This window comes from Streptomyces soli (genome assembly GCF_003999195.1).
Lineage (GTDB): Bacteria > Actinomycetota > Actinomycetes > Streptomycetales > Streptomycetaceae > Actinacidiphila > Actinacidiphila soli.
The window spans coordinates 1-17,951 of the sequence record NZ_RJVR01000240.1 but is presented as its reverse complement, the minus strand read 5'-3'; the positions used below and the strand labels follow the sequence as shown (position 1 = coordinate 17,951).

The 17,951-nt window shown below is 72.3% G+C and carries 18 protein-coding genes and 1 pseudogene; 11 read left to right on the top strand and 8 right to left on the bottom strand.

Annotated elements, in window-relative coordinates; translation table 11 throughout:
• Positions 1 to 121 precede the first annotated feature (121 nt).
• The 5 genes from EFK10_RS24005 to EFK10_RS23985 all read left to right on the top strand — a co-directional run bounded on the left by EFK10_RS24005 (position 122) and on the right by EFK10_RS23985 (position 4,366).
• The gene (locus EFK10_RS24005; protein ID WP_265737551.1) at positions 122 to 1,318 is read left to right on the top strand and encodes an NAD(P)/FAD-dependent oxidoreductase; all 1,197 of its coding nucleotides are present in this window, start codon (positions 122 to 124) and stop codon (positions 1,316 to 1,318) included.
• A gap of 46 nt (positions 1,319 to 1,364) precedes the next feature.
• On the top strand, positions 1,365 to 1,730 hold the full coding sequence (locus tag EFK10_RS24000) for an Rv2175c family DNA-binding protein (protein WP_127357702.1): 366 nt from the start codon (positions 1,365 to 1,367) through the stop codon (positions 1,728 to 1,730).
• A 34-nt stretch (positions 1,731 to 1,764) separates the two neighbouring features.
• Complete coding sequence (gene thiE / locus EFK10_RS23995; RefSeq protein ID WP_127357701.1) at positions 1,765 to 2,415, top strand: thiamine phosphate synthase; 651 nt, start codon at positions 1,765 to 1,767, stop codon at positions 2,413 to 2,415.
• Positions 2,416 to 2,500: 85 nt separating this feature from the next.
• The gene (metF, locus tag EFK10_RS23990; protein WP_127357700.1) at positions 2,501 to 3,418 is read left to right on the top strand and encodes a methylenetetrahydrofolate reductase [NAD(P)H]; all 918 of its coding nucleotides are present in this window, start codon (positions 2,501 to 2,503) and stop codon (positions 3,416 to 3,418) included.
• Positions 3,419 to 3,475: 57 nt separating this feature from the next.
• A complete protein-coding gene (locus EFK10_RS23985; protein WP_127357699.1) occupies positions 3,476 to 4,366 on the top strand; it encodes a hypothetical protein in 891 nt (296 codons plus the stop codon).
• Positions 4,367 to 4,703: 337 nt separating this feature from the next.
• Here EFK10_RS23985 and EFK10_RS23980 read toward each other — a convergent pair whose 3' ends face one another.
• The 4 genes and pseudogenes from EFK10_RS23980 to EFK10_RS23965 all read right to left on the bottom strand — a co-directional run.
• Positions 4,704 to 6,035, bottom strand: coding sequence for a phytoene desaturase family protein (locus tag EFK10_RS23980; RefSeq protein WP_127357698.1), 1,332 nt, complete (start codon positions 6,033 to 6,035; stop codon positions 4,704 to 4,706).
• A gap of 10 nt (positions 6,036 to 6,045) precedes the next feature.
• On the bottom strand, positions 6,046 to 6,645 hold the full coding sequence (locus EFK10_RS23975) for a DUF4126 domain-containing protein (RefSeq protein WP_127357697.1): 600 nt from the start codon (positions 6,643 to 6,645) through the stop codon (positions 6,046 to 6,048).
• Positions 6,646 to 6,929: 284 nt separating this feature from the next.
• The gene (locus EFK10_RS23970; RefSeq protein WP_127357696.1) at positions 6,930 to 7,541 is read right to left on the bottom strand and encodes a TetR/AcrR family transcriptional regulator; all 612 of its coding nucleotides are present in this window, start codon (positions 7,539 to 7,541) and stop codon (positions 6,930 to 6,932) included.
• 43 nt (positions 7,542 to 7,584) lie between these two features.
• Positions 7,585 to 7,851: pseudogene (locus EFK10_RS23965) on the bottom strand (hypothetical protein); the annotation flags it as partial.
• Positions 7,852 to 7,927: 76 nt separating this feature from the next.
• Here EFK10_RS23965 and EFK10_RS23960 point away from each other — a divergent pair.
• The 3 genes from EFK10_RS23960 to EFK10_RS23950 all read left to right on the top strand — a co-directional run bounded on the left by EFK10_RS23960 (position 7,928) and on the right by EFK10_RS23950 (position 9,855).
• On the top strand, positions 7,928 to 8,428 hold the full coding sequence (locus EFK10_RS23960; protein ID WP_407647126.1) for an SAV_6107 family HEPN domain-containing protein: 501 nt from the start codon (positions 7,928 to 7,930) through the stop codon (positions 8,426 to 8,428).
• Between the two features lie 45 nt (positions 8,429 to 8,473).
• Positions 8,474 to 9,244: a methyltransferase gene (locus EFK10_RS23955; protein WP_127357694.1), complete on the top strand. Its 771-nt coding sequence runs from the start codon at positions 8,474 to 8,476 to the stop codon at positions 9,242 to 9,244.
• A 200-nt stretch (positions 9,245 to 9,444) separates the two neighbouring features.
• Positions 9,445 to 9,855: a DUF3040 domain-containing protein gene (locus tag EFK10_RS23950; protein WP_127357693.1), complete on the top strand. Its 411-nt coding sequence runs from the start codon at positions 9,445 to 9,447 to the stop codon at positions 9,853 to 9,855.
• Between the two features lie 118 nt (positions 9,856 to 9,973).
• On the opposite strand, the gene EFK10_RS23945 is transcribed toward EFK10_RS23950, so the two are convergent.
• From EFK10_RS23945 to EFK10_RS23930, 4 genes are all read right to left on the bottom strand, one after another.
• On the bottom strand, positions 9,974 to 12,424 hold the full coding sequence (locus EFK10_RS23945; protein ID WP_127357760.1) for a transglutaminase TgpA family protein: 2,451 nt from the start codon (positions 12,422 to 12,424) through the stop codon (positions 9,974 to 9,976).
• Positions 12,424 to 13,857 (bottom strand): DUF58 domain-containing protein, encoded by a 1,434-nt coding sequence (locus EFK10_RS23940; RefSeq protein ID WP_127357692.1) that lies wholly within the window; start codon positions 13,855 to 13,857, stop codon positions 12,424 to 12,426. The genes EFK10_RS23945 and EFK10_RS23940 overlap by 1 nt, the downstream gene beginning before the upstream one ends.
• Positions 13,857 to 14,858: an AAA family ATPase gene (locus EFK10_RS23935; RefSeq protein ID WP_127357691.1), complete on the bottom strand. Its 1,002-nt coding sequence runs from the start codon at positions 14,856 to 14,858 to the stop codon at positions 13,857 to 13,859. Before EFK10_RS23935 ends, EFK10_RS23940 begins: the two co-directional genes overlap by 1 nt.
• A 106-nt stretch (positions 14,859 to 14,964) precedes the next feature.
• Positions 14,965 to 15,495, bottom strand: a complete 531-nt coding sequence (locus tag EFK10_RS23930) for a beta-class carbonic anhydrase (RefSeq protein WP_127357690.1) — start codon at positions 15,493 to 15,495, stop codon at positions 14,965 to 14,967.
• Between the two features lie 258 nt (positions 15,496 to 15,753).
• Here EFK10_RS23930 and mraZ point away from each other — a divergent pair, with 258 nt between their 5' ends.
• The 3 genes from mraZ to EFK10_RS23915 all read left to right on the top strand — a co-directional run bounded on the left by mraZ (position 15,754) and on the right by EFK10_RS23915 (position 17,828).
• Positions 15,754 to 16,185 (top strand): division/cell wall cluster transcriptional repressor MraZ, encoded by a 432-nt coding sequence (mraZ, locus tag EFK10_RS23925; protein WP_127357689.1) that lies wholly within the window; start codon positions 15,754 to 15,756, stop codon positions 16,183 to 16,185.
• A gap of 150 nt (positions 16,186 to 16,335) precedes the next feature.
• Positions 16,336 to 17,298, top strand: coding sequence for a 16S rRNA (cytosine(1402)-N(4))-methyltransferase RsmH (rsmH, locus tag EFK10_RS23920; RefSeq protein WP_127357688.1), 963 nt, complete (start codon positions 16,336 to 16,338; stop codon positions 17,296 to 17,298).
• Complete coding sequence (locus EFK10_RS23915; protein WP_407647122.1) at positions 17,295 to 17,828, top strand: septum formation initiator family protein; 534 nt, start codon at positions 17,295 to 17,297, stop codon at positions 17,826 to 17,828. The genes rsmH and EFK10_RS23915 overlap by 4 nt, the downstream gene beginning before the upstream one ends.
• Positions 17,829 to 17,951: the final 123 nt, after the last annotated feature.

The following is a 17,951-nucleotide window of genomic DNA, read 5'->3' as shown; positions in this document are numbered from 1 at the left end:
CGGAGTCTGGGGGAGAGTCCGACGCAGCGGCTCGAAGCCCGCGCAGCGGCGCGAGGGGCCGAATGGTGCGAGCACGGCGTGAAGATCGGGCGGCGCAGAGAAGGAGGGCTACCGTGAAGCCGTGAGCAGCAGCGGCGCGGAGCGCGTGGTCATTGTTGGGGCGGGGATGGCCGGGGTACAGACGGCGGTGTCCCTACGGGAGCAGGGGCGGGGCGGGAGGATCACGCTGTTGGGGGCGGAGGCGCATGAGCCGTATGACAGGCCGCCGCTGTCGAAGGCGGTGTTGCTGGGCGGCGAAGCCGAGGGTGTGGCATTCGACGTGGACCTCGGGGCGATCGATGTGGAGTTGCTGCTCGGCAGGGAGGCGACCGCGCTGAATGCGGCCGACCGTGAGGTCACGACGGGCGCGGGCGCGGTGCCGTACGACCGGTTGGTGATCGCGAGCGGCGCGGAGCCGGTGACGTTGCCGGGCGGGGGTGGGTACACGCTGCGGACGTTGGATGACGCGGCCGCGCTGCGCCCCGTGCTGGACGAGAAGCGGGATGTGGTGGTCGTCGGGGCGGGGTGGATCGGCGCGGAGTTCGCGACGGCGGCGCGGCAGGCCGGCTGTGCGGTGACCGTGGTGGAGGCGGCGGACCGGCCGCTGGCCGGGGTGATGCCGGGCGAGATCGGTGACCGGATGCGGGGCTGGTACGCCGAGGCGGGCGTGGAGCTGCGGACGGGCGTGGCCGTGGCCGCCGTGGAGCCCGGGGCGGTGCTGCTGGACGACGGTACGCGGCTGGCCGCCGGGGCCGTGGTGGTCGGGATCGGCGCCAGGCCGGCGACGGACTGGCTGGCCGGGTCGGGGGTCGCGCTGGGCCCGGACCGCGCGGTGCTGGCGGACGACCGGCTGCGTACGTCCGTGCCGGATGCGTACGCGGTCGGGGACTGCGCGTCCTTCCCCTCGGCGCGTTACGGCAGGCGGCTGCTGGTCCACCACTGGGACAATGCCGTCCAGGGCCCGCGTGTCGCCGCCGCGAACCTGATGGGCGGCGACGAGCGCTACGACCCGGTGCCCTATTTCTGGTCGGAGCAGTTCGGCCGCTTCGTGCAGTACGCCGGGCACCACCCGGCCGCCGACACGATGCTGCAGCGCGGCGACCCGGACGGCCCCGCCTGGTCCGTTTGCTGGCTGCGCGAAGGCGTGCTGGTGGCGCTGCTGGCTGTCGGCCGGCCCCGGGATCTCGCGCAGGCCCGCAAGCTCATCGAGCGCGGCGATCGGCTCGACGTGGCGCTCGCCGCGGACCCCGCTGTACCGCTGAAGACGGCGGTTCGGTAGGCGGTGCGGTATCGCACTCTCGGTCCGGGATGGCAGGCTTGTCTTCGTGACCGAGATCGACGCAAAGATTGACGCCCTCGTACCGTCCTGGCTGACCCTCCCCGATGTCGCGGAGCGCCTCGGCCTGGAGGTGACCCGGATCCGGCCGCTGATCAAGGAAGGTCAGCTGATCGCGGTGCGCCGCGGTGAGAACCGGGTCCTGATGGTTCCGGCCGACTTCATCGGCGACGGAAAGATCGTGAAGGGCCTCGCAGGCACGCTGACCCTGCTCAAGGACGACGGGTTCAGCGACGAAGAGGCCCTCGAATGGCTGTTCACCGCGGATTCCACCCTGCCCGGCACGCCGGCGCAGGCCCTGCGCGAGAATCGCGGGACCGAGGTGAAGCGCCGGGCCCAGGCGCTCGCCCTCTGAGCAGCACGCCCGACACCGAGGGGGGACCTTCCGTATGACCGCCCATGCGCAGCTCGCCGACGCCCGCGTCTACCTGTGTACCGATGCCCGTAAGCGCCAGGGCGACCTGGCGGCCTTCGCGGACGCGGTGCTGGCGGCCGGGGTGGACATCATCCAGCTGCGCGACAAGGGGATCGAGGCCCGCGAGGAACTGGAGCACCTCGCGGTCCTCGCCGAGGCGTGCCGTCGGCACGGCAGGCTGCTCGCGGTCAATGACCGGGCGGATGTCGCGCACGCGGCGGGCGCGGACGTACTGCACCTGGGGCAGGGCGACCTGCCGGTGCCGGCGGCCCGCGCGATCCTCGGCTCCTCCGACGAGGTGATCATCGGAAGGTCCTGCCATGCCGAGTCCGAGGTGGCCGCGGCCGCCTCGGAGCCCGGTGCGGACTATTTCTGCACCGGGCCCGTCTGGCCGACCCCGACCAAGCCGGGCCGGCACGCGCCCGGCCTGGACCTGGTCCGGTACGCGGCAGCGCTCGGCACCAGCCGGCCGTGGTTCGCGATCGGCGGCATCGACCTGGCCAACCTCGACCAGGTGCTCGACGCCGGGGCCCGGCGGATCGTCGTCGTACGGGCGATCACCGAGGCCTCGGACCCGGGTGCCGCGGCGGCCGAGCTGGCCAAGCGCGTACGGGAACGCGCGTAATGCCCGGCGGGACCGCCGTCCCAAGGCGTGGACAAACCATCGCCGCTGGTTGGGGCATCACACAAGCGCGGCTAGCCTGAAGCGCATGGCCCTCGGTACAGCATCCACCAGGACCGACCGCGCAGTCACCATCCGTGAGCTGCTCGCATCCGGTCAGCGTTCGTACTCGTTCGAGTTCATGGCGCCCCGGACCGAGAAGGGCGAGCGGACCCTCTGGAACGCCATCCGCCGGATCGAGGCGGTCGCGCCGACCTTCGTCTCCGTGACGTACGGCGCCGGCGGCAAGTCCCGCGAGGGGACGGTGCGGGCCACCGAGCGGATTGTCTCGGACACCACGCTCACCCCGGTCGCGCACCTCACCGCCGTCAACCACTCCATCGCCGAGCTGCGCAACATCATCGGCCAGTACGCCGACGCCGGGATCCGCAACCTCCTCGCGGTGCGCGGCGATCCGCCGGACGACCCGATGGGGGAGTGGGTCCCGCACCCCAGCGGCGTCTCCTACGCCGCCGAGCTCGTCCGGCTGATCAAGGAGTCGGGCGACTTCTGCGTGGGGGTGGCCGCGTTCACGGAAATGCACCCCCGGTCTACCGACTGGGATAGTGACACCCGTCACTTTGTCGACAAGTGCCGGGCCGGGGCTGACTATGCCATCACGCAGATGTTCTTCAGGGCCGACGACTATCTGCGGCTCCGTGACCGGGTCGACGCCTCGGGATGTGTCACTCCGATCATCCCCGAGATCATGCCGGTCACGAACGTGAAGCAGATCGAGCGCTTCGCGCAGCTGGGCAACGCACCTTTCCCCCTGGAGCTCGCGGACCGTATCCTCGCGGTCAAGGACGATCCGGCCGCAGTGCGGGCGATCGGGGTCGAGTATGCGACCGAGATGTGCCGACGGCTCATGGCCGAGGAGATTCCGGGACTGCACTTCATTACCCTGAACCACTCCACGGCGTCGCTGGAAATCTACGAGAATCTGGGACTCCACCAGAGGTCGTGAGGGGCGGAACCGCCGCCCGTCGAGGGCCGCCGACGGTGAACGGTGAGGAAGTGCGACATGGGCTACACGGTGCTCTACATCGCGTTCGGCGTGGTCGCCCTCTGGCTGCTCGGCGAGGTGCTGCTGCAGTACAAGGCGCGCCTGCGCTGGCGCCTGCTGGCCTTCGCCGGCTTCCTGGGTGTGGTGTTCGGCGTCTACCTGCCGTCCGTCATCGTCATCGGCGCCGGCGCGGCGGCCTTCGCCACCGGGCAGACCTTCGTCACCCTCTCGTATCGCAAGGGCTTCGCCGAGGGCTGGGCGATCAGGGGGCGGCCCGCGGCGGCCGACAGCGACAGCGACAGCGGAGGCGCTAACGCCGGTGGCGGTGGCAGTCGCCGTCGGCGCAAGGGCGGGCCCCGGGCCGACGAGGCCGCTGCCGTCTCCTACGACGAGCAGCCGGTGGCGGCGGACGAGCCCATGGAGACAGCCGCCGAACAGACCGCGGTCTACGGCGGTTTCGACTCCACGCAGATCTACCAGCCTGTGCCGATGCACGACGAGAGCGGCGAACTCCCGCTCTACGACGGCCAGTCCACGTACACCCCCGACCCGTACACCAGCGGCGGCTACGAGGGCTACGGCGCCCAGGGCTACGGCAGCGAGTGGTCCGCCGAGCAGCAGCCCGCGACGGCGGCCTACGCCCAGGACCCCCAACAGCAGCAGCAGTACGCCGCGGCCTGGGACACCTCCCAGCAGACCTACGGCTACGACCCGGCCAACGGCGGCTACGCCGACCCCTACGCCCAGACCCCCCAATACGGCTACGACACCCCCGCCGGCGGCGTCTGGGTCCCCCAACAGCCCACCGGCGACCCCGATCCCTCCCAGCAGCCCTACATCCCTCCCCAGCAACAACCCCACCCCGACCAACCCCAATACGCCGACCCCTACGACCCCTACCGCTTCTGACGGCCCCGCGCCGGACTGTCCCCCAGACTCCGTCTGGGTGGGGGTCCTCCCCCTGGCTACGCCGGGGGCACCCCCACCGGCCGAAGGCTGGTGGGGGTCCCCCCCGGACGGAGTCTGGGGGAGAGTGCACCCCTCCGTCGTGCCGGAACCCCCGGTCCTCAAGCGCCGGACGGGCCGAATGCACCAGCGTCCAGCCGGGGGGAGGCTGGCACAACCCGGCAACGGACCGGGGCGTGGCGCCGCCCCCGGCACGAGGACGGAGTCCGGCGCAGCGGCTGGAAGCCCGCGCAGCAGCGCGAGAGGTGCAGAAAAGCCGGGGCACGCCGGCCCGCAGGCGTTAGCGGCTGCCGCCGGGGCCGCCGGCGATGAGGTCGGCGACGATGGCGGCGGACATGCCGGTGTGGGGGAGGGTGCCGCCGGGGTGGGCCCAGGGGCCGACGCGGTAGAGGCCGGGGAGGGGGGCGGGGTTGGGGGGGAGGAGGAAGGTGCCGGAGGCGCCGGCGAGCGCGGGGCCGGGGGGGGCGGAGGACGGGTGGACGTGGTGCCAGAGGAGGCGGTCGCGGAGCCCCGGGACGGCCGCCTCGGCGGCGCGCAGGGCCGCCTCGGTGCCGCCCGCCAGGGGCAGGGGGACGTGCAGCGTGACGGCCTCGTGCGCGTCGTCCGGCCGCGTTGACGGGTCGTCGGGGCGCAGCACCGTCACGCCGGCCGCGTGGATCACCGTGCGGTGCGGCGCGTCGTCCGGACGCGGGCCCGCGAGGGCGAGGCAGATCACCACACGGCCGCCACCCCCGGCAGTCGGCGCCACCGGCGCGGGCGGCGCACCCGAGACCACGGTGTCGGCCTCGACCCGGGTCCCGTCAACGAGCAGCAGCCCCGCCGCACGGCCGTCCTTCTCCACCACCTCCGCGACGTCCGCCCCGAAGCGGAAGTCGACCCTGCGGGCCACGCACCGCGCGTACACGGCTTCCGCGAGCGCCCGCATGCCCCCGTCGACGTACCACGTGCCGAAGGTGTGCTCGAAGTACGGCAGCACCGTCGCGCTCGCGGGTACGATCGCCGGGTCGAAGCCGTACGCCACCGCGTAGTGCTCCAGCATGGCGGCGAGCCGCGGGTCGCTCAGCTCCCGCGCGGCGACCTCGGCCAGCGTCGGCGCACCGCGCCGGAAGAGCCCGCGCCGTACAGGAGGGGCGGGATAGGGATCGCGGCCGAGCGGCGCCGTGTCCGCAGCCAGGGCGTCCTCGAGGAGGGGGCGCCGGGTGGCCTCCCAGACCTCGCGGGCGCGGCCCAGCAGGTCGGCCCAGCGGGTGCCGGCGCCCGGGCCGAGCGCGTCGTCCAGGGCGGCGATGACACCGGCCCGTGAGGCGTTGGGCAGGGAGACCGAGGTCCCGTCGTCGAAGACGTGCCGGATGGCGGGGTCGACCTGGCGCAGGGAGACGCAGCTCTCGAGCGTCTCCCTGCCGGTCTTGATGAAGAGGTCGCGGTAGACCGCCGGCAGATGCAGCAGCCCGGGCCCGGTGTCGAAGACGAAGCCGTCCCGCTCGTACCGGCTGACGCCGCCCCCGTACGTCGCTGAGCGCTCGTACACCGTCACCCGGTGCCCGCCCGTGGCGAGCCGGGCAGCCGCCGCCAGCGCGCCCATGCCCGCGCCGATCACCGCAATCCGTGCCATGAGCAGGACTCTATGCCAGAGCGTTGCCCCGCTTGGCCGCCCGTCTGGCCTGCCATCGACGCCAGTAGCGGCGGATCCGGGACAGGATGAAGTAGACCGTCACCCCGCCCAGCACCAGCGCGACCGCCGCGATGATCGCGGCCGGGAGCGGGTGGAAGAGCGCGAAGACGATGATGCCGGAGACCCCGAGGTCCTCGGCAAGGCTGACGATGATGTTGCTGGCGGGCTCGGGCGAGGTGTTCACGCCCATCCGTACCCCGGCCTTGACCAGGTGGCTGGCGAGCGCGGTCGTACCGCCGACGGCAGCGGCCGCGAGCTGCGGGAGGGAGCCGTCGTGCCCGGCGATGAGCGCGGCCACGACGCCGCCGGCGATGGGGCGGATGACGGTGTGGATGGCGTCCCAGCCGGTGTCGACGTACGGGATCTTGTCGGCGACGGCCTCGCAGAGGAAGAGGAGACCGGCGACGACCAGCACGTCCGTACGTTCCAGGGACGGCGGCACCTCGTCGCTGATGCCGGTGGCACCCATGAGGCCGAGCAGCAGGACCACGGCGTAGGCGTTGATCCCGCTCGCCCAGCCGCTGGTGAAGACCAGGGGAAGTACGGACATGGACCGTGATGCTAGCGAAAGGCGCTCATGGCCCGATGAGCGAACCGGCCCAACCCTGAGCACGTGTACCTAGAAGCCCGGATAGGTAGGTGCGCGGATAGGCATCCACCCGCGTAGACGCGAAGGTAGAGGCAACGGACGGGCGCGGTGCCGGAACTGCCGACACGGGGCGGCGGAACGGCATCGCGGCAGCCCGGCCGTGAACGGGGGGAAAGCGCTGTCCCGGTACAGCCCGACGGGGGATCGGACCGTACCGGGGCAGCGCGCATTCGCGCCCCGTTCACTCACGCGTTGGCGCGCCCCGCCACCCGCCCCTGCAACAGCCGCGAAAGCGCCGCGTGGACTTCGTCGATGCTGCGCTCGGGCTGGAACGACAGCCAGTCCAGGGCCGCGACCAGCACCATGCCGAAGAGCGCGGCCGCGGTGAGCTGGATGTCGATCTCGTCGCTCAGCTCCCCGGCCTCCACCGCGTCGCGCAGCGCCTGCTCGACGACCGCTATGGCCTGCTTGCGGACCACCAACAGCGTGTCCTGCCAGGCCCGGTTGGTGCGCCACAGCTCGGCGACGTACAGCTGCGTGAAGGACGGGTAGCGGGCGATGAAGGCCAGCCCCGCCCGGATCATCGCGTCGATGCCCTCGACCTTGGTGCCGCCGCGCTCGGCGACCTCGGCGGCCGCCTCGCGCAGGGAGTCGGTGAGCAGTCCGACCCCGTGCCGGAGCAGCTGCTCGAAGAGCTCGTTCTTGCTGGCGAAGTTGTAGTAGACGGTGCCCTTCGCGACCCCGGCGCGCTCGGCGATCTCGTCCACCGTGGTGGCGGAGAAGCCCTGCTCTGCGATGAGGGTGACGGCGGCCTCGTAGAGCTTCTGCCGGGTGACCTGACGTCGTGGGCTGTTCATGGCGCCGATTCTCCCTGCCGGGGGCGCCGCGGGCGCAGCGGGTTCACAAGGACAGCTCAGGATGCAGCCGGTCCAGCGTCCAGACCTGCTTCCGACGCGCCGACCAGGCGGTGAGCGTAAGCGCGCCGGCTGTGAATACGCCCAGAACCAGGCAGGCCCGCCAGACCGGCCACAGCTCGCCGCCTGTGATCAGGTGCCGTAGCCCGTCGACCACGTACGTCATGGGCAGGAGAGGGTGCAGCGCGTTGAAGAACCCCGGGCTGGTCTGCACCGGATAGGTGCCCCCCGCCGAGGTCAGCTGCAGCATCATGACGTATGGGTCCGCGAAATGCCCAACGGCCCCTGGAAAGAGGACATTCACGCTGGTCAGAGCGATTGTCAGTGCCCTGCTTCACCATGAAGTGGAGATGGCCCGAAGGAGGAGGTTCTCCATGACCGCACCCGCGCAGAGGCCGAACGGCGCGCTCGACGTCCACCCCGTCCTGCGCCGCGCCGCCGCCCCGGCCGCCGCTGTCGATCTGCTGGGCCAGGCCAGGCGCGGCCTGGCCGAAGCCGCCGCCCTCGAGACCGCCAACGAGCGGTACGCGACCGCCCACCTGGCCGCCCTCCGCACCGCCGCCGCAGTCCTCGCCGTCCGCGGCCGCCCCGAGCCCACCCGCCGCCGGCCCCGGATCCGTACCGCCTGGGAAGTGCTGCCCGAGGTCGCTCCCGAACTCGCCGAATGGGCCGCCCTGTTCGAGGCCGGCGCCCGCCGCCGCGCCCTCTGCGAAGCCGGCATACAAGGCGCCGCCACCTGGCGGGACGCCGACGACCTGGTGCGCGCGGCAGGCATGTTCCTGCGCCTGGTCGACCGCATACTGACGGGCCTGCCCAGGCTGCCGCACTAGAGTGGACCTGCCTGGATAGACCGACCCCCGCGAGGAGCCGTCCGCATGTCCCGTGAAGGAGGGGCCGACCCGATGCGGCCCCGCGCGTCCCTGCGTACCGCTGTGGTGTGGGAGGTCCTGCGGGATGCCCTCGACCGGCAGGCCAAGGCGGCAGGCCGCGATGTGCTGGATGTCCTCGACACCGGCGGCGGGACCGGCAACTTCGCGGTGCCGGTGGCGCGTCTGGGCCACCGGGTGACCGTCGTCGACCCCAGCCCGGACGCGCTGTTCGCGCTGGAGCGCCGCGCCGCCGAGGCCGGCCTCACCGACCGGGTGCGTGGCGTTCAGGGCGACGCCCACGGCCTGCTGGACGTCGTGGAGCCCGGCGGGTACGACGCCGTGCTGTGCCACGGCGTGCTGGAGTACGTGGACGACCCCGCCGAGGGCGTACGGAACGTGGTCAGCACCCTGCGCCCCTCCGGCACGCTCAGCCTGCTCGCCGCCAGCCGTCATGGCGCAGTCCTGGCCCGGGCCATCGCCGGTCACTTCGCGGAGGCCCAGCACAGCCTCACCGACCCCGACGGCCGTTGGGGCGCCGGGGACCCGGTGCCCCGCCGCTTCACCGCCGAGGACCTCACGCGCCTCGTCGAGGGCGCCGGTCTCCGCGTCGGCCCCGTCCACGGCGTCCGCGTCTTCGCCGACCTCGTCCCGGGCGTCCTCGTGGACACCGAGCCCGGCGCCTTCGACGCTCTGCTCCGGCTGGAGCTGGCCGCTGCCGAACAGCCGGCGTTCCACTCGATCGCCACTCAACTGCACGTGCTCGCCGAGCGCGGCTGAGTCGGCAGGTGCGGGTAGTACGTCACACGCCACCCAGCGCGACGTTCAGGGCCGTATGCTGGCATGACGTAACCAGGGGCGGGGAATGAACCCCCCGTCGGATTGGCGCAGTGGGGCGGGTTTCACGGGGGCGATTCCCTGCCTATCCTGGAAGGGTCGTACCGGTCGCTCCCCCTGCGACCGACGAGTAGGAGGTCTCCGTGCCGCTCTCGGAGCACGAGCAGCGCATGCTCGAGCAGATGGAGCGAGCGCTGTACGCCGAAGATCCCAAGTTCGCGTCGGCGCTTGAGGGAAGCGGGCTGCGCACCTACACCAGGCGGCGCGTCTACCTGGCGGTTGCAGGCTTCCTGGTGGGTATCGGACTGCTCATGGCGGGCATGATCGCCAAGCAGCCCTGGATCAGTGTGGTCGGCTTCCTTGTCATGCTGGGCTGTGCCGTCCTGGCGGTCACCGGCTGGCGTCGCGTCGTGAAGCCCGGCGAGCAGCCTCAGGCCCCTGCGGGCCGTCAGCATCATCACGTACGCGGGCAGCGACATCCACGCCGCCGGGGCCGCATGATGGACCGCATCGAGGAGCGGTGGCAACGCCGCCGCGACGAGCAGGGACGGTAAAGCTCAAGCAACACCGAAAGCAAATCGAGGGGCGCGGGTTCCGGACGGAACCCGCGCCCCTCGCGTACGTGCGGGGTGTGCGTGCCGGCGCCCCGGATGCGCGTCGGGCCCCGGCCTGCTATCGCGTCTGCCGCGCCGGACGCCGGATCGCCGTCGACGCCCGGTGCAGGGCCGCTGACCAGGCCGCCGTCGTCGCTGACCAGCGCAGAGACAGGGCCCAGACCAGCCGCACGGCGGAGCGCGGGGCCAGCGCGGCGCGCAGACGGGTGACCCGGGTGGCGGAATGGTGGAGGCCGTCGCGGACGTGGTGGATGTCGGCGGCGAGGCCGGCGACGGGGTGCGGGCGGGCGGCGTAGAGGGCCTGCTCGACCGCCGTGGCGACGCGGCGCGCGGCCTGCGCGGGGGCCTCGCCGAGGCCGCCTTCGCGGATGAGCCGGGCCACGGTACGGCGTGGCGTCTCGGAGTCGTCGGGCAGGACTCCGTAGTCCCACGCGGTGTCGACCAGCTCACGCCACGCGTCGAGCACCCGGTGCTGTCCCAGCCGCCGGGCCCGCACCCGCCGCCGCCACAGCAGCGGCAGCAGCGGCACGATGACCACCGCCGCACCGACGAACAGCAGCACCGCGCCGAACAGCAGGGCCGGCAGCACCCCGCCGCCCGTGACGCCCAGCAGCCAGCCCCACAGGCCGCCGCTCTTCGGGCCGCTGCCGGAGGCCACGGCCAACGGGTCGCAGTCACCCTGCTGCGCCTGCTTGGCGCTGCACGTGGGCGACGCGGAGGCGCTCGCGCTGGGCGCCGCGCTGTTGTTGCGCGGCGGCACGTCGGGGGTGGTGGAGCCGGAGTTCGCCGAGGTCGGGTCCTGGGTGTAGTCGGGCTGCGAGCCCCGGGTCGGGGTGGGCTCGAAGCGCGTCCAGCCGATGCCCTCGAAGTACAGCTCGGGCCAGGCGTGGGCGTCCTTGAGTCCGACCGTGTACGAGCCGTCGGACTGCGGGGTACCGGGGGTGAAGCCCACGGCGACGCGGGCCGGGATGCCCAGGGTCCTGGCCATGGCCGCCATGGTGAAGGCGAAGTGGACGCAGAAGCCTTCCTTGTTCTTCAGGAACTTGGCGATCGCGTCCACCCCGGTGCCCGAGGACACCGAAGTGCTGTACGTGAACTGGCCGTTGGTGAACCAGTTCTGCAGGGCGACGGCCTGCTCGTACTCGTTGGTGGCGTCCTTGGTGATCGACAGGGCGGTCTGCTTGACCACGGCCGGCAGCGTGTCCGGGACCGCCGTGTACTCGCGGACCAGGTTCGCCGAGGGGTTCGGCGCGGCGGCGAGCTGGGCGGCGGTCGGCTCCACCTGGAGGCTGGTCACCGAGTAGCTGACGCCCGAGGTGGTCTGGCCCCGGTCGCCGATGATCGTGCGGCCCACCGGCTCGTACCGCCAGCGGCCGTTCACCTGGACCTGCTTGGCCGGGTAGGGGAGCGGCAGCCACAGCTGCCCGTAGTCCTTGGCCGCAGCGATGTTGGTCCGCACTTCGGTGGTCTTGATCTGCGGGCTGAGCCCCGCCGGGGTGGGTAGTTGGGCGGGTATGCCGGTGAGGGACCGTTTGGCGGACTGCCACTGCTCGCCGTTGAACTCGTCGAGGGAGACGATCCGCAGGTACAGGTCCGAGGTGGTCTTGGCGTTGGTCCGGTAGGTGAGGACGTCGCGGTTGTCGGGCTGGTTGAGATTGTCGGTGAGCGCGACCAGCGGGTTGACCGCGAGGATCGAACCGCCGCGTCCGGTGCCCTGGCCCGCGCCGGTGGCCGCCAGCAGGCCGCCGCTGAGCGAGGGCAGCGCGGCGGGCGCGATCAGCGCGATGCCCAGAGCCATCGCACCGATCCTGCGGCCGGTACGCACAGGGGCGGTCGCCGACCCATCGGAACCCGAGCCCCTGGAGAAGGCCGACGCCCCGCCCGCGTAACCGGCCGCCGGAGAACCGCCGCTGGGGCCGCCGAAGACCCGCCCCCAGCGCGACAGCCGGTCGCGGCCCTCGGCCAGCAACAGCAGCAGATAGCCGGCCGCCGCGATCACGAACCACAGCCAGCGGCTGCCCCCGCCCGCCAGCCCCGCCGCGATCGAGTACAGCGCCAGCAGCGGCAGCCCCGCCGGGGCCGCGCTGCTGTAGGTGACCGCCAGCGCGTCCACCGCCAGGGCGATCAGCAGCACCCCGCCGACCAGCAGCAGCCGGATGCCGGTGGTGACCGGGGCCGGAATCGCGAACTGGCTGACGTCCTGCACACCGGCGGTCAGCAGTTCGCCGAAGTGCCGGAAGACGCCCACGCCCGGCAGGAAACCCAGGAAGGCCTGCTGCTGCGCGAAGATCAGCGTCAGCAGCAGCAGGGAGGCCGCCGCCTGCACCAGGATCGTCAGCGGCCGGGCCAGCGGCACCCGCCTGGCCAGCGCGCCGACCGAGCTCTGGATGACCACCAGGAAGAGGGCCTGCACGATCCAGGCGCTGCTGTCCGTCAGCGGGAGCAGCGAGCAGGCCGCCATGATCGAGGCGGCCGCCGCGCACACCGCCAGCCTGGCACGTCCGCTCATCATCGGGCCCCAGCCTCCTCACGCGACCGGTAGCGGTCGGCCCGCTGCCACAGCTCGTCCAGCCCCTCGCCGGCCGACACCGGCAGCACCGTCCAGCCCGCCTCGCGCAGCATCCGCACCGTGCGCTTCTCGCCGCCCCCGCCCGCGCCCTCGCCCCCGGCCTCCGGCGCCGGGTCGGTGCCCGTCGGCGGCACCTCCGGATAGCCGTCGTCGGACTCGCGCAGGGCGGCCGTCCAGGCGGAGCTGTCCGTCACGAAGGCCACGGCCCCGCCCGTACGCTGGCGCATCCGGCCGACTATGGCCGCCTGCTCCTCGTCCAGGTCGCCCAGGAACGCCACCAGGAGCCCCTCGCTGCCGGCCCGCAGCACCTCGTGGGCCCGGGAGAGCCCGGCCGCGGACTCCTCGGAGTGGTCGATCACTGCGAGGGTGTCGAGCAGTACCCCGGCGGCGTCGGAGGAGTCGGTGACGCCGAAGCCGCCCGCCCCGTCGGGGCCGGGCACCGAGCTGCCGGTGTCGGTGAGCAGCCGTACCGAGTAGCCGCGCTCCAGCATGTGCACGGCCACCGAGGCCGCCCCGGCGACCGCCCACTCGAAGGCGGAGTCGGGCCCGGCGCCGTAGAAGGCCTCCCGCCGGGTGTCGAGCAGCACCGTGCAGCGTGCCTTGTGCGGCTGCTCCTCGCGGCGGACCATCAGCTCGCCGTACTTGGCGGTGGACCGCCAGTGCACCCGCCGCAGGTCGTCGCCGTGGCGGTAGCCGCGCGGGATGACGTCGTCCTCGCCGGCCAGTGACAGGGCCCGGGTGCGGCTCTCGCCGTAGCCGGAGGCCTCGCCGGCCAGCCGCACCGGCGGCAGCGGCTGGACCTTGGGGACCACGGTGAGGGTGTCGTAGGCGCTGAAGGACCGGGTCAGCTCGCACATGCCGAAAGGATCCGTCAGCCGCAGCTGCAGCGGCCCCAGCGGATAGCGCCCGCGCAGATCGGAACGGACCCGGTACGACACCTCGCGGTGGCCGCCCGGCTCCACCCGGTCCAGTACGAAACGCGGCCTGGGCCCGAGCACGTAAGGCACCCGGTCCTGGAGCATCAGCAGCCCCGTCGGCATCCGCGACACATTGTCGACCCGCAGATGCACCCGGGCCTCGGACATCGCGGGCACCCGGGACGGCGCCAGCCGCCGGCTGCCCGCCACCCGGTAGCGCGTCCGGTGCAGCACGACCACGCACACCAGCGGCAGCGCAGCCAGCAGCAGCCCGACCCGCAGCAGGTCCGGCTGCCCGAGCACATACGCGCACACCGCGGCCGCCACGCCCGCCGCGAGGAAGGACCGCCCGCGCGTCGTCAGCCCCGCGAGGGCGGCCCGCAGACCGCTGCCCGGATCACCCGAGGGGTCCGGGCCCGGGGCGTCGGGGGCCGGACCCGCTCCGGAGCCGGACATCACAGCCCCCGCGCCCCGCCGGGCGACGGGCTGCCGTACGGGTCGGGCACCGGCGTGCGCTGCACGATCTCGGCCACCACCTGTTCAGGCGTACGCCGGTTCAACTGGGCCTGCGCAGTGGGCAGCAGACGGTGCGCCAGCACCGCCGACGCCAACGTCTGCACATCGTCCGGCAACACGAACTCCCGCCCGTCCAGCGCCGCCGCCGCTCTCGCCGCCCGCACCAGGTGCAGCGTCGCGCGCGGTGACGCGCCCAGCCGCAGGTCCGGATGCTGGCGGGTCGCGCTCACCAGCGCCACCGCATACCGCTGCACCGGCGCCGAGACATGCACCGTACGCACCGCTTCGACCAGCTTCACGATCTCGTGCGCATGGGCCACCGGCTGTACGTCGTCCAGCGCCGGGGCGCCGCCGTGCACATCCAGCATCTGCAGCTCGGCCTCGGCGCTCGGGTAACCGATCGACACCCGGGCCATGAAGCGGTCGCGCTGCGCCTCGGGCAGTGGATAGGTGCCCTCCATCTCCACCGGGTTCTGGGTGGCGATGACCATAAAAGGGCTGGGCAGCTCATAGGTGGCACCGTCGATGGTGACCTGCCGCTCCTCCATCGACTCCAGCAGCGCCGACTGGGTCTTGGGCGAGGCGCGGTTGATCTCGTCCCCGACCACGATCTGCGCGAAGATCGCACCGGGCTTGAACTCGAAGTCCCGCCGCTGCTGGTCGAAGACGCTGACCCCGGTGATGTCGGAGGGCAGCAGATCCGGCGTGAACTGGATGCGCCGCACGGAGCAGTCGATGGACCGCGCCAGCGCCTTGGCCAGCATGGTCTTGCCCACGCCCGGTACATCCTCGATCAGCAGATGCCCCTCGGCGAGCAGCACGGTCAGCGAAAGCCGTACGACCTCGGGCTTGCCCTCGATCACATTCTCCACCGAGCGGCGCACCCGCTCCGCGGTGGTGGTTAGATCCGTAAGGCTCGCTCGTGCGTCATAGGTCGTCACCCCGGCCCTCCTCGGCCCAATTCCCCGTTCGCGTCCCTGACCTCGGGCGAGGTGGCGCGTTCGGAGCATTCTTACTCCAACTATGCTCCGCGTCACTCGTCTTCCGTTACTCAGTCGTGATTTCCCGCAGCAGTCCGGTGTGCACATCGAAGACAAACCCTCGAACATCGTCCGAATGTGCTAGGAACGGCGACGTCCGCACCCGGTTCATCGACTGGCGTACGTCCTGATCCACATCCCGGAAGGACTCGACGGACCAAGTCGGCCGCTGCCCGACCTCGTCCTCCAACTGCGTACGGAAATCCTCGGTGAGGGTCTCCAGGCCGCAGCCGGTGTGGTGGATCAGCACGATCGACCGGGTGCCGAGGGCGCGCTGGCTGATAGTGAGGGACCGGATCGTGTCGTCGGTGACCACCCCGCCGGCGTTGCGGATCGTGTGGCAGTCACCCAGCTCCAGGCCCAGGGCGGCGTGCAGGTCGAGGCGGGCGTCCATGCACGCGACAATCGCCACCTTCAGGACCGGCCGGGCGTCCATGCCGGGGTCGCGGAACTGGTCCGCATAGCGCCGGTTCGCCTCGACGAGCCGGTCGGTGACGGAGTCAGTGCCTTGAGGCGGCTGCTGCTCAGATATCGACATGACACGACCGTAGACGGCGGAAGGCCTTCCGACCTGCTGTGAGGTCCCACAAATCTCGGTCAATCGGCTGCATTGTGAGGTAACCCACAAGCGGGCGCCCCGGTTCCCCCAGAGGGATGAATCGTGAAGCGGGTGCCCGCGCGGGGGTGTGCGCCGGGGCGGGGTTCTCGTTGACCGTGGGGCTTAGTGGAGTAAAGTGGCACGAAGTGGGTCGCCTGAGCCCGACCCGAATTGCCTGATCAGCTGCGGGAGGTGCGGATGTTCCTCGGGACGTACGCGCCGCGGCTGGACGACAAGAGCCGGCTCGTGCTGCCCGCCAAGTTCCGCGAGCCGCTCGCCGAGGGCCTGGTGATCACCAAAGGGCAGGAGCGCTGCCTGTACGTTTGGCCGCTCGCCGAGTTCCAGGCGATGACAGAGCGGCTGCGCGATGTCCCCGTCACCTCGAAGTCCGCCCGGGACTACATGCGCGTGCTCTTCGCCGGCGCGCACGACGAGGTGCCGGACAAGCAGGGCCGCGTCACCCTCCCGCAGGCCCTGCGTGAATACGCCGGGTTGCGCCGCGACTGCGCCGTCATCGGTGCCAACACCCGGGTCGAGGTGTGGGACACGACCGCCTGGGAGGGCTATCTGGCGGCCCAGGAGGACGCTTTCTCGGCGTTGTCCCAGGAGGTGCCGCCGGGCTTACTGTGACCCAGCCGTAGCCTGCTGTCTCACGTACGCGTACGTGACGCTCGGCCTCCTCCCGCTCCCCGGTCCGCTGGCACTACTTCCCCGGTGCCAGCTGCCCTCCAGAGCGGGCGGGGACCAAGTGGTACGTCCCGAACACATGAGAAGGGCCCGATGAGCACCACCCCATCCCACGTCCCCGTGATGCTGCGGCGCTGCCTGGACCTGCTGGCGCCCGCGCTGGCCAGGCCGGACGCGGTCGTGGTGGACGCCACCCTCGGGCTCGGCGGCCACAGCGAGGCACTGCTCGCGGAGTTCCCGCAGGCCCGGCTGGTCGCCATCGACCGCGACCCGGCGGCGCTCAAGCTCGCCGGCGAGCGACTCGCCCCGTACGGCGACCGGGCCACCCTCGTCCACGCCGTCTACGACGAGCTGCCCGAGGTCCTCGACCGGCTCGGGATCCCCACGGTCCAGGGCGTCCTCTTCGACCTCGGCGTCTCCTCCATGCAGCTCGACGAGGCCGAGCGCGGCTTCGCGTACGCGCAGGACGCGCCGCTCGACATGCGGATGAACCAGAGCACGGGCATCAGCGCCGCCGAGGTGCTCAACACGTATCCGCCGGGTGAGCTGGTGCGGATCCTTCGGACGTACGGCGAGGAGAAGTTCGCCCGCAAGATCGTCGACGCGGTCGTACGGGAGCGGGACAAGGAGCCCTTCACCAACAGCGCCCGTCTGGTCGACCTGATCCGCGCTGCCCTGCCCCAGGCCGCCAAGCGCACCGGCGGCAACCCCGCCAAGCGCACCTTCCAGGCCCTCCGCATCGAGGTCAACGGCGAGCTCGCCTCCGTCGAACGGGCCATCCCCGCCGCCGTCGCGGCCCTCGCGGTCGGCGGCCGCATCGCCGTCCTGTCCTACCAGTCCCTCGAGGACCGCATCGTCAAGCAGGTCCTCGCCGCCGGCGCCGCCAACACCGCTCCCGCTGGCCTCCCCGTCGTCCCCGAGCGCTACCAGCCCCGCCTCAAGCTCCTCACCCGCGGCGCCGAACTCCCCACCGAACACGAGATCGCCGAGAACCGCCGCGCCGCCCCCGCCCGTCTCCGGGGGGCGGAGCGCATCCGCGAGGAGGAGGCCCGGTGAGCGGCGGGGGACTGCGGATGACGCCGCGGCGGCCGGGGGCGACGACGGCGGCGCGGTCGCCGTTCGTGTTGCTGATCGTGTTGCTGCTGGCGGGCGGGCTGTTCACGCTGTTGTTGCTGAACTCGGCGGTGGTTCAGGACTCGTTCCAGCTGAACGATCTGCAGAAGCAGACCACGCAGCTCACGGACGAGGAGCAGGGCCTGCAACAGGAGGTCGACGGGTACTCCGCGCCGGACGCGCTGGACAAGCGGGCGCGTGAGCTCGGGATGGTCCCCGGAGGGAACCCCGCCTTCCTCGCGCCGGACGGGACGGTGCGGGGCCAGGCGGACGCCGCGACCACCGAGCCGCTCCCCGAGCCCTCCGTGACGCCGACGCCGACACCGTCGGCGACGGTGACGCCGACGCTCACCGTGACGCCGACACCGACTGCCACCCCGAGCGTGACGGCCACCGTGGCCGTGACGCCCAGCGCTTCGGCGCAGATCTCCGCAGCGGCCTCCGTTCAGACGACCACGAGGAGCAACGGGTGAGCGGGGACATGCCGCCGCGCAAGCGGCAGGGACGGCCCGGCCGGCCGGTGGCGAGGTCGGGGAGGCCGGGGACGCCGCAGCGCGCCCCGGGCAATGCGGCGGCGCAGGGGGCGGCACGGCGCC

Bases quoted from the DNA above. Each gene is read 5' to 3' on its own strand.
- thiE (WP_127357701.1), top strand. From the start codon at position 1,765: ATGACCGCCCATGCGCAGCTCGCCGACGCCCGCGTCTACCTGTGTACC.
- metF (WP_127357700.1), top strand. From the start codon at position 2,501: ATGGCCCTCGGTACAGCATCCACCAGGACCGACCGCGCAGTCACCATC.
- EFK10_RS23985 (WP_127357699.1), top strand. From the start codon at position 3,476: ATGGGCTACACGGTGCTCTACATCGCGTTCGGCGTGGTCGCCCTCTGG.
- EFK10_RS23980 (WP_127357698.1), bottom strand. From the start codon at position 6,035: ATGGCACGGATTGCGGTGATCGGCGCGGGCATGGGCGCGCTGGCGGCG.
- EFK10_RS23975 (WP_127357697.1), bottom strand. From the start codon at position 6,645: ATGTCCGTACTTCCCCTGGTCTTCACCAGCGGCTGGGCGAGCGGGATC.
- EFK10_RS23970 (WP_127357696.1), bottom strand. From the start codon at position 7,541: ATGAACAGCCCACGACGTCAGGTCACCCGGCAGAAGCTCTACGAGGCC.
- EFK10_RS23955 (WP_127357694.1), top strand. From the start codon at position 8,474: ATGTCCCGTGAAGGAGGGGCCGACCCGATGCGGCCCCGCGCGTCCCTG.
- EFK10_RS23945 (WP_127357760.1), bottom strand. From the start codon at position 12,424: ATGAGCGGACGTGCCAGGCTGGCGGTGTGCGCGGCGGCCGCCTCGATC.
- EFK10_RS23940 (WP_127357692.1), bottom strand. From the start codon at position 13,857: ATGTCCGGCTCCGGAGCGGGTCCGGCCCCCGACGCCCCGGGCCCGGAC.
- EFK10_RS23930 (WP_127357690.1), bottom strand. From the start codon at position 15,495: ATGTCGATATCTGAGCAGCAGCCGCCTCAAGGCACTGACTCCGTCACC.
- mraZ (WP_127357689.1), top strand. From the start codon at position 15,754: ATGTTCCTCGGGACGTACGCGCCGCGGCTGGACGACAAGAGCCGGCTC.
- rsmH (WP_127357688.1), top strand. From the start codon at position 16,336: ATGAGCACCACCCCATCCCACGTCCCCGTGATGCTGCGGCGCTGCCTG.